Source organism: Methylorubrum sp. GM97 (assembly GCF_024347855.1).
Classification (GTDB): Bacteria; Pseudomonadota; Alphaproteobacteria; order Rhizobiales; family Beijerinckiaceae; genus Methylobacterium; species Methylobacterium extorquens.
The window spans coordinates 1749769-1758851 of record NZ_AP025942.1 but is presented as its reverse complement, the minus strand read 5'-3'; the positions used below and the strand labels follow the sequence as shown (position 1 = coordinate 1758851).

Annotated in this window: 16 protein-coding genes; 6 read left to right on the top strand and 10 right to left on the bottom strand. The window is 71.3% G+C overall.

The window, feature by feature from the left end:
- Window positions 1–51: 51 nt before the first annotated feature.
- From MSPGM_RS08250 to MSPGM_RS08210, 9 genes are all read right to left on the bottom strand, one after another.
- On the bottom strand, window positions 52–189 hold the full coding sequence (locus MSPGM_RS08250; RefSeq protein ID WP_261926265.1) for a hypothetical protein: 138 nt from the start codon (window positions 187–189) through the stop codon (window positions 52–54).
- A gap of 397 nt (window positions 190–586) precedes the next feature.
- Entirely contained in the window at window positions 587–1045 is a 459-nt protein-coding gene (locus MSPGM_RS08245) for a hypothetical protein (protein WP_261926264.1), read from the bottom strand.
- 24 nt (window positions 1046–1069) lie between these two features.
- On the bottom strand, window positions 1070–1486 hold the full coding sequence (locus MSPGM_RS08240) for a hypothetical protein (protein ID WP_261926263.1): 417 nt from the start codon (window positions 1484–1486) through the stop codon (window positions 1070–1072).
- Window positions 1483–1731: a hypothetical protein gene (locus tag MSPGM_RS08235; protein WP_261926262.1), complete on the bottom strand. Its 249-nt coding sequence runs from the start codon at window positions 1729–1731 to the stop codon at window positions 1483–1485. The genes MSPGM_RS08240 and MSPGM_RS08235 overlap by 4 nt, the downstream gene beginning before the upstream one ends.
- Complete coding sequence (locus tag MSPGM_RS08230; RefSeq protein WP_261926261.1) at window positions 1728–1982, bottom strand: hypothetical protein; 255 nt, start codon at window positions 1980–1982, stop codon at window positions 1728–1730. The genes MSPGM_RS08235 and MSPGM_RS08230 overlap by 4 nt, the downstream gene beginning before the upstream one ends.
- Window positions 1983–2240: 258 nt before the next feature.
- Window positions 2241–2651 carry a hypothetical protein gene (locus MSPGM_RS08225; RefSeq protein WP_261926260.1) on the bottom strand — a complete coding sequence of 137 codons (411 nt, stop codon included), beginning with the start codon at window positions 2649–2651 and terminating at the stop codon, window positions 2241–2243.
- A 16-nt stretch (window positions 2652–2667) separates the two neighbouring features.
- The gene (locus tag MSPGM_RS08220; RefSeq protein ID WP_261926259.1) at window positions 2668–2919 is read right to left on the bottom strand and encodes a hypothetical protein; all 252 of its coding nucleotides are present in this window, start codon (window positions 2917–2919) and stop codon (window positions 2668–2670) included.
- A 16-nt stretch (window positions 2920–2935) separates the two neighbouring features.
- Window positions 2936–4558: an AAA family ATPase gene (locus MSPGM_RS08215; protein ID WP_261926258.1), complete on the bottom strand. Its 1623-nt coding sequence runs from the start codon at window positions 4556–4558 to the stop codon at window positions 2936–2938.
- A gap of 102 nt (window positions 4559–4660) precedes the next feature.
- On the bottom strand, window positions 4661–5185 hold the full coding sequence (locus tag MSPGM_RS08210) for a hypothetical protein (RefSeq protein ID WP_261926257.1): 525 nt from the start codon (window positions 5183–5185) through the stop codon (window positions 4661–4663).
- Window positions 5186–5538: 353 nt separating this feature from the next.
- On the opposite strand from MSPGM_RS08210, the gene MSPGM_RS08205 reads away from it, so the two are divergent.
- The 6 genes from MSPGM_RS08205 to MSPGM_RS08180 all read left to right on the top strand — a co-directional run bounded on the left by MSPGM_RS08205 (window position 5539) and on the right by MSPGM_RS08180 (window position 8529).
- On the top strand, window positions 5539–6678 hold the full coding sequence (locus MSPGM_RS08205) for an RNA ligase (protein ID WP_261926256.1): 1140 nt from the start codon (window positions 5539–5541) through the stop codon (window positions 6676–6678).
- 215 nt (window positions 6679–6893) lie between these two features.
- Window positions 6894–7208, top strand: coding sequence for a hypothetical protein (locus tag MSPGM_RS08200; RefSeq protein ID WP_261926255.1), 315 nt, complete (start codon window positions 6894–6896; stop codon window positions 7206–7208).
- Window positions 7195–7650 (top strand): hypothetical protein, encoded by a 456-nt coding sequence (locus MSPGM_RS08195; RefSeq protein WP_261926254.1) that lies wholly within the window; start codon window positions 7195–7197, stop codon window positions 7648–7650. Before MSPGM_RS08200 ends, MSPGM_RS08195 begins: the two co-directional genes overlap by 14 nt.
- The gene (locus MSPGM_RS08190) at window positions 7647–7862 is read left to right on the top strand and encodes a hypothetical protein (RefSeq protein ID WP_261926253.1); all 216 of its coding nucleotides are present in this window, start codon (window positions 7647–7649) and stop codon (window positions 7860–7862) included. The genes MSPGM_RS08195 and MSPGM_RS08190 overlap by 4 nt, the downstream gene beginning before the upstream one ends.
- On the top strand, window positions 7859–8368 hold the full coding sequence (locus MSPGM_RS08185) for a hypothetical protein (protein WP_261926252.1): 510 nt from the start codon (window positions 7859–7861) through the stop codon (window positions 8366–8368). Before MSPGM_RS08190 ends, MSPGM_RS08185 begins: the two co-directional genes overlap by 4 nt.
- Entirely contained in the window at window positions 8365–8529 is a 165-nt protein-coding gene (locus MSPGM_RS08180) for a hypothetical protein (protein ID WP_261926251.1), read from the top strand. Before MSPGM_RS08185 ends, MSPGM_RS08180 begins: the two co-directional genes overlap by 4 nt.
- Here the strand turns inward: MSPGM_RS08180 and MSPGM_RS08175 are convergent.
- Window positions 8526–9005: a hypothetical protein gene (locus MSPGM_RS08175; RefSeq protein WP_261926250.1), complete on the bottom strand. Its 480-nt coding sequence runs from the start codon at window positions 9003–9005 to the stop codon at window positions 8526–8528. The genes MSPGM_RS08180 and MSPGM_RS08175 overlap by 4 nt on opposite strands.
- Window positions 9006–9083: the final 78 nt, after the last annotated feature.

Sequence of the window (9083 nt, the reverse complement as noted above, 5' to 3'; positions counted from 1 at the left end):
CGCGTCCGCCATCACCATCGGCGCCGTTCTCGGCCTCTCGCGGAAGGCCGTCTACTGCGTCGTCGCCACCGCGCCGCGGCCCCGGCGGCGCCGATCCCGGCCGCCCCCGTCGCCCTTCGCCGCGAGCTCGCGCCCGACGAGGCCGAGGCGCTCCGGGCCACCCGTTCCGCCCCCGCCCAGACGATCCACGCCTACTGGCACGGCCTCGCCACCGAGGACGTCGCGCGCCTCGCGATGGCATGGCCGGCCCAGTGGATCTGCACCGAGAGAGCCCAGTGAACGCCGCCGACATCGTCTCCTTCTCGGAGCGCCCCTTCAACCCGCCCTGCCCCACCCGGCCGTGTGCGGCTCGGAGTGGAGCGCCGGCACCGACATCAGTTCGGGCACCGCCGCAGTCATGTGCAGCCGCTGCGGCCGCTCCGGGACTGTCGACCTCGATCTCGGCGACGTCGCGGTCTAGCCACGTCGTCACTGCCACCCCAAGGCCGCACAGCATCCACGCCACCGCGCACGTCTTGTCCATGCCGAGGTCCTCCGTCCCCGGCATGATCGGGGATCCCAGGCCTAGCGCCAGGACACGAGGGCCTCAGTCGCCCGACGAGACGTCGCCGACGCCGGAGGGGCACGGCCCGCTCATCGCGACCGTTACGTCGAGGCCGTCCTGGCGGGTCACGCTCCATGTCCGCATCTGGTTCTCGCCGTAGCGGCCGCCGCCGCCCAGGGGCGTCCATGTGCCGGTGAACGAGGTCCGGTCCCGGTAGGCGTTCCCGGGGGCTTGGAGCTCGATCCGCTCGCACCCAGTCCGGACGTCGACGGTCCCGCAGGTCACCGTCGTCGTCCAGCCGTCCCGGCCGGCGGGCGAGGCGTAGACGCGCGCGAATCCCGCGCGGCCGCCGACGACGGGCCCGCGCACTGCCATGACGAACCGGTCGTCGTGCTGGGGGAACGGCGGCGGCTCCGGCGCGGGCTTGGCCTGGCGGGCCGCCTCGGCCGGGACGGTGGCGAGGACGGCCAGGACGGCGGCGAGGATGCGGATGGCGATCATGGCGTGGTCTCCGCGGAAGGGGCCTTAGTCGCCCGTCGAAAGCTGGCCGATCCCGCTCGCGCACCGCGCGTCGGTGAACTGCCCGGGCAGGTCGAGTTCGGCGCCCTTGAGCGTGATGATGAAGTTCTGCCTTACGCCCTCGACGAGGTAAGTGCCGCCGAGGCCGGAGCCGCGACCGCGGCCGCTTGTGCCCTGGCCGACGTGGCGCGTGAGGATGCGGCCGGTTCGGGCCTCGTGCGTGCCGCACGTCACCGTGACGGCCCACGACGCGCCCGCCGGCGTGGCCTCGACGGTGGTGTAGCGCGTGACGCCGCGGCCTCCGGGGGCCTGCAGGCCGTAGCGCCAGATGTCCCCGCGCGAGGGGAACGGGGCCTCTGCTCCCCGAGCAGGGACGGTGGCGACGGCGGCCAGGACGGCGGCGAGGATGCGGATGCCGATCACGACAGCGCCTCCGAAGCGTCGTCGCCGAGGGGCGGCGCCGGGAGCGGCTCGACGCCCGCGGCGAGGGACCAAGCCCGCGCCGCGACGCGATGGGCCTCGTCCAGCGGTAGCAGCCCGGCCTCGACGAGGCGGGCCGCCCGCAGGACGCGCGCCCGGGCGCCACGGCCGACGAACGAGCAGATCTCGCCGCTCTCCCATGCGGCCTGGAGGCGGTCGGCGACCGCGGTGAGGGTGGGGTCGATCACGACATGGTCTCCATAGAGGGGGTGGGGTTGGCCGCCCAGGCGGTGCCGTCGGGCTCGAACCAGACTGCGGCGGCGGCGGTGACGACGGCGCCGGTGTCGCGGCGGCGGAAGCCGGGCTCGGTGGGGCGGTAGCCGATGCGGATAGCGTCAGCCGGCCGGGCGCTGTCGGCCGGGGTGCCGACGATGGTCGCCACGACCTCGCGACGCGCCGCCGCCTGGCAGCGGAGGCGGCCGGCCTCGCTCGCGCGCATGACGCAACCGACGAGCGCCACGGACGGGCGACGGTCGAAGACGAAACGGCCGCGGCGGATAGACCAGATGTGACGGTTCCGGTTCCAAAAAACGTGCACGGATGATGGCTGCTCGGTCATGGCGGGCGTTCCGGGAGCGTTGGGACGGCGGCGCGGGGGGACGCGCCGGGGACGGGCATGCCGGCCTGGCCGGTTCGGGCGCGCATCGGCGCCGTTGGGATGGGCCGAGGTATTCGCGCGGCCGGGGTGGCTATGGCATCAGGCGGCATCGAGGTCCTCGGGCGTGGGTGGGGCGTACCAGTCGCCATCATTCGGGCTGGGTTCGTTCAAGTGACGGTTCTCGACGATATGACCGTCGATACGTGGGAGATGGGCCCTGCGCCGGTCCGCATCGTCGAAGGTCACGGCGGGCGCGATGCTGCGGTCGATGGTCGGCAAGGGCTTCCTGGTCAGCACCATCTGCTCGGCCAGGACGTATTCGAGCGCGGCCTGCGCCGGCGGGATCTGCCCGCGCGCGGCCAGCTCGACCGCCCGTGCCGTGCGGGTCAGGAACGCCATCAGCATCAGTTCACAGACCTGGCCGGCCTCCTTCATGGCCTCCAGCCGCTGGTACGTGTCGATCTGCGCGGCGGTGACGGCCCGCACGGAGTCGATGTCGGTCTGCGACATCGGGGGCTTCTGCTTCTCAGAACGAGCGGCTGGTGCGGACATCGCGGGTCTCCATGAGGGGGCGGTAGGGGGTGTAAAGGGCGGCGCCGAGCAGGACGCCGGCGTCGTGGATCAGGTCGTCCTCGCGGGCCCGGCCGGCGCGGACGTCGTCCCGCATGCGCTGGACCTCGATGCCGACGGCGGAGATCACGAGGAGGGAGGCGCGGCGGTCGCGTTGGGCCGCGCGGAGGCGTTCCTGGACGGCGTCCAGGCCGGGTGTCGTCGTCATGGCGGTCTCCGGAGGGCTAGTGGCGGGGCATCGCCGCGGGGCCGCTCTCGCGGCTCCGGAGACAGATTTCGACTAGGCGGCGCAGGCGGCGGATCGAGCCACCCCGCCAAGCGTCGGCCAGGGCCGCGAGCTCGTCGCCGTCGAGGTCGCCGAAACGCTCGTCCTGCCCGGTCTCCCGGCAGACCACCCGGGCCAGCCGGGGCGCCAGCACGCCCAGGTGCTCCGGACCGGGCTCGGGGACGTGCACGATCCTCATCCGGTCGAGCAGGCTCGCGGGCAGGCCGTCGAGCGAGTTCGCCGTGCACATGAACGGGACGTGGGCGAGCGACACCGGGTGGAGGAGAAAGACCGAATGCCAGGCCCCCGCCGTCTCCGGTTCCCACATGCCGTGGAGGCAGTCGTGCAACTTGCCCCCGTTCGAGTGACGGGTGCCCGCGGCCTTCTCAAGCTCGTCGACGAGGATCATGGGGCCGGCGTGCCGGTGCCGTGCCATCGCCTGTTCGACGAAGCCGAGGTGCTTGGTCGTGTACCTGGCATTGGTCCCGGCGAACGAATTCTCGGCCGCGCTGTCCGCCCCGAACCGGGCGAACGGCACGCCCAGGCTCTCGGCGGCCTCCCGGACGAGATATGACTTCCCGGCGCCGGCCGGGCCGACGAAGCAGATCACGTCCCGGCCGACGTGGGTCCGGCCGGCCTGACCCTCGCGGATCGCCCGGAAGGCGTCGCCGCCCCAAGGGGAGATGGCGAGGCGTGCCGTCTCCCAGGCGTTCCAGTCCTCCGGGACCGGCGTCAGCGCGAGCGGCTTGTCCAGGGCCGCGCCGAGCGCCGCCTTGACGTCCCGCTTGCCCTCGGCGGTCGCGTGGGCGTCGAGGACGCTCGCCGGGAAGATGACAACGCCCGGGCCGGCGGGCTCCGCCGCCTCGCCGACCGGCTCGGCCTTGGGGCGCGGCCGCGGCGGGGGAGCCTGGCGCCAGCGGACGATGCCGGCGCGGTCCTCCTCCAGGTCGAGCCGCTCCTCCTCGTCGAGGGGCGCGGCCGTCGCGGCCGGCCCGATGGCCTGGAGGTGCTCCAGCCCGAGCACAAGCGCCGCGGGGACGACGAGGCAGACGTCGCGCGTCGAGAAGTCGTTCGGCGTCGCGAAGTGCGGATGGACGTCCGTCATCAACGCCAGCCCGTACGCGACGTAGTGGATGGGGTCTCCCGGCGGCGAAAGGCGCGCCAGGTCGATGAGGGCGTCCTGGGCGTAGGGCTTCGCCATCAGCGCGCCGTGCGACACGCCGTAGTAGGCCAAGCGAGCCAGGGCGCCAGGCATCAGGGGGCGGTCGAAGCCGTCGTCGTCGACGAGGACGTCATGGCCGAGGCGGAGGTAGTCGACGATGCGCTCGGAGAGCACCTCCTTGGCAGCGGGCGTTTCGCCGGCGGCGCGGCAGTCGGCGAACGACCGCTCGACACCGCGGAGGAACGGCAGGACGACAGGATCGGTCCACGACCCGACGGCGATGTCGAGCTCGGGCCCGGTCGCCAGCGTGTGGCGGACCCAAGCGGCGCCGTCCTGGGCGACGCTGTCGTTGATTAGGGGTGCGGTGCAGGCGTAGAGCTCGCGCGTCGGCGCGAAAGCCGCCCGGGGGGGCTTCTTCATCTCGGGACACTCCGACGGCCCCGGGGACGGCACATGCCGAGCCAGGACCAGCTCCCGTTCTAACCCCTACCCGTTAACGGAATCCTACCGGATGAAGAATTGTCATCCGTGTCCTTCGCGGTTGAGCAAGGTCTTGCCGCGCCGGACCCCGCGCAGGATGTCGAGGGCGTTGGCCGCCGCTCTCTCCGCGTCGTCGAGCGCCCTTCGCGGATCGGTGCCGCCATCGCCATGCCGGTCGGCGTAGGACGCGAGGGCGACGAGGAGCACGCCGATGCCGTCCGCGTCGGAGGATGAGGCCGCGCTACCTAGGGCCTGGAGGACCGCCGGGTGCAGTCCCTGGCGCTCGATGCGGTCGCGTTGCGTCGTCCGCTTGTTCAGCCCGAACGCGGCCGGCAGCGCGTGCGTCCAGCCGCCCGGCCACACGGTCATCCCGGCCCGATCCACCGCGGCGACCAGCGCCTGGTTGACTTCGGCAGCGTCGAGCGGATGCGGCTCGCCGTCCCCGATCAGGAAGGGCTGCCGCGCAGGGTCGAACGCGAGGGCCAGGGTTCCGACGCGCCCGACGACTGTCCAGCCCTTGGGGCGCGGCCAGTTCTCCGGCGACAGGTATTCGAGCACGATCTCCATGCCCCCCGGCATACCACGGGCCGGGGCGGACGTGGTTAACAGAACCGGTCGAATGCGGGCGGCACCTAACTCGGATCTGCTGCAGACGGGGCCATGCGGCCCGGAGTAGCTCGTTTACGAGTTGACGACAGGCATCGCGGCGAGCTCGCGTTAACGAATGGCCGGCCCGCGACGACCGGAAATGTCGTCTGTAGAAGACACTCGTTTTCGGGTCCCGAGGGGGCTCGGGTTTCGTGTCGTCTATAGAAGACACTCTGAGAGCGCTTTCTGCGATCCCGTTAACGCCTGTGGCGCGTCCCCTATGCGAATCCGGGGATCCCCGTACCCTCCCTGATGGGATGGGGATCAGCATGATGTCGGACAGTATTCACCCGGCTCGCGCGACCGGCTTCGATGCCTTGGTCGCCGGCCTGGAGCAGGCGCGCCGCGCCGGCTTCGTCAGCCGCAAGGTCTGCGCCGAGACGGGCCTGCACCTCTACGTCTACACCCAGCGCTGCGTCTACGACGAGGGTTGGGACGCCTTCTCGCTGATGGCGCGGGGCCTCATCCTAGACCCGGCCGCGCGCGCCGTCGTCGCGACGCCGTTCCCGAAGTTCTTCAACCTCGGGGAGCGCGGCGCCGCGGCCCCCGACCTGCCGTTTGAGGCGTTCGAGAAGCTCGACGGCAGCCTCATCGTCGCCTTCCACCACGCCGGCCGGTGGCGCTCTGCGACCAAGGGGGCGTTCGATAGCTCCCAGGCCGCGTGGGCGCAGGCCCGCCTCGACGCGATGGACACCTCGCGCCTGGCGCCCGGGACGACCTACCTGTTCGAGGCCATCTACCCGGAGAACGTCATCGTCGTCCGGTACCCGGACGCGGGGCTGGCCCTGCTGGCAGCCTACGACGCCGACGGGCGCGAGGTCGCCTACGACGAGCTGATGGACCTCGGCGAGGCGTGCCGGTTCGCCTTCCGGGTCGTCCAGCGTCACGCGTTCGCGTCCATTGGGGAGATGGTCGCCCGGGCCACCACGCTTCCCGGGGACAAGGAGGGCTTCGTCGTCCGGTTCGCCGACGGCTCCCGGCTGAAGATCAAGGGCGCCGAGTACAAGCGCATCCACGCCTTGATCACCCGCTGCACGCCGCTGGCGGTCTGGGACATTATGGCGGCCGGCGGCGACGTCGCCGAGATGCGCCGGGACCTGCCGGAGGAGTTCTGGGCGGACTTCGACGCGATCCACCGCATCCTGCAGACCCGGTTCATCCGGTTGGCGGCGAGCGTCTGCCATGCCGCGCAGGATGCGGACGGGCTGTCGGACAAGGAGCTTGGGCTGCGCCTGTCCGATGTGCCCGAGGCGATCCGCCCGTTCGTCTTCCCCTTCCGAAAGGCCACCACCGACGAGGCCCGCTCCAAGCTCCGGGTGGCCATGCTCCGGACCCTTCGGCCGACCGGGAACGTGCTGGACGGCTACGTGCCGTCCTTCGCGATGGACCGGGCCCTGAGCGAGGCCGCCTGACCATGCTGACGGATAAGGAATCAAATCCCTGCGGGCAGCCAAGCGGGCCGCCCACGCCGAGGCCCGGGCCGTCATCCGGGCCCGGCGCGAGCAGGAGGCGACGCTGGCCGCCATCACCGAGCATCGCGCCGGCCGGGAGCGGCCGGTGCATCCCGTCCGCGCGGCCGCCTTGGCCCGCACCCGAGATGCCGATCTCCCGCAGGTGGGGACCTTCCATGGCTGAGATGTCGAGCAGGCAGACCTGGTGGGTCGCGGTCAAACAGGCGGACGGCACTGAGGCAGAGCCTGAGGTGGCGCAGGTCTGGTTCAACGGCACTGGCGTCGAGGAGGTCCTGCTGCTGGGCAACGACTGCGGCCTCCATGCCGATGCGGTGCGCCTGATCGAGCGGGTGCTCCCGGCCGGGCGCGCCGCGGCGGCGGTCGAGAAGCTGGAAGAGATCGTGAACTCTAGCTGGCACGTCGACCAATCGACCGAGGGGGCGATGGAAGTCCTCGACATCCTGCAGGGGGAGAGCCATGGGCCGCGCTAATCAGTTCTTCATCGTCGTCCCGGTGAACCCGGAGACGCATCCCACTGACTGCCCATCCACCCGTGCTCTCGCGGCGAAGGTCCGGGCCGGCATGCACGAGGGCCAGGTCTCCGACGAGGCGATCCGGTTCCTCGACTTCGTGGCCGCTGGCAAAGGGGTTGAGTGCGGCCGCAAAGGCCAGCTCCTCACCTGGGGCTACGTCTCGAACTACGGCAAGGCCTCGCAGACGGCCGAGGAGCTCCGTCCCTTTTGGGAGGGGCTCTGGCGTCTCGACGACGAGGGTCCTCTCAGCCACGAAACCGCGCTCGTTGTCTCGCAGGACGAAGAGGGCATGCCTGTCGCGGTTCAGGTCGGCATCGACGACGAGGCTTTCTGGGACGGTAGGATCGAGGTTCGGATGAGGGTTTCCGAGTTGCCGGTCGGCCTGATGGGTGGCCTGTGACGACCGCCTGGCACAGCCGGGTCTTCCGCAACGGGGCGTCCGTGCATATCCGGGTCGAAACCGGGCCGCGCGACGTCACCCCATGCGGCGAGTGGACCTGCAAGGACGAGATGCGGGCCGAGCGCATCAGGATCGACCGCTTGGCCAGCAAGGTGGTCAGCCTCGACGAGGTCCACGAGACCCCGTGGGGCGGAAGGGAGAGCAAGGCATGACCGCGCGATCCACGCACTCCTACTGGGTTAAGGCCACCGACTGGCACGACCTGCAGGGCCGCGGCCGGGGCGTCATCGTCCGGGCCCCATGGGACCGGCACGCGGTCGGCGACGTCGTCCTGGTCTACACCCAGGGCGTCGGGGAAGCGGCCCACCTGGAGACCGCCGAGCACTGGAAGGTCGTCGGCAAGGAAGGGTCCGTCGGTGCCTCGCTGACAGCCCTCGTGGTTCGCCGGGCCAAGCTGGAGGAGATCTTCCCGCCCGAGCCGGACCCCACGACCATGTCCGAGGCCGAGCGCCTGAAAGAGGCATCCCGTCAGGCCTACGCGATCCTCGGCGACCTGGCGGGCTGCATCGCGATGGACCGGAACGGCGTCAACGACCTCCGGGACAAGGTCAGCCGGCTGAACGCCACCATCGTCGGCATCGAGTTCGAGCCGGACTGCGAGCACCGCTGGGACTGGCCCGACGGCACGACCCGGCACGGGAGGCCGCCGGCGGCATGATCGGGAAGACCTACCTGGAGCGGGGCAAGCCGGTCGTGGTCCTGGTGCGCTGGGGCAAGGGCGGCGGCCCGCGGAACGTGCTGATCGAGCGCGCCGACGGCGAGCGGGTCGTCCGCCCCTTCCGCGGCCTGCGCGTGCCGCCTGCCTCAAGCGGGCGCTAGGTCCGGCGGAATCCCGCGAGCACCCACCGGGCGACGAACCAAAGCGCGAGCAGCAGCAGCGGCGGGACGAGGGCGAACGCGAGCAGAGGTCCTTGCCCTCCCATGGCGTCCAGGCGACGCTGCCAGCGCTTCTCCCAGAACCACCGGCTGACGACCTCCTGCTCCGGCTTGCCGAAAGCGGTGTAGAGGTAGAGCGAACTACCGTCGGGGAAGTCGACGACGGTCTGGCTGCCATCCTTCACGGAGGCGTCGAAGTTGGCCTGGTACTGGTATTCGATCTTGGAGAAACTCGCCGGCCACTTGGCCTCGGACGGCTTTTTGAAGAGCTCTGAGATGGGCTTCTTCTTGTCGTACTCCTCCCAGGGCTTCACGTCCTCCTTGAGCTCGGCCGCGTACTGGTAGCGACCTCGCGTCGCGTCGGAGACCCCCTCCCACGCCAGGAACCCGACCAGCGCCAGCCAGAGCGCGGTCAGCACGACCCAGACCCGGAAGGCCCCCGCGAGACATTGACCCCCTGAAGCACGTCCGCCCCCGTAACCTGCTGGCGCGCATCA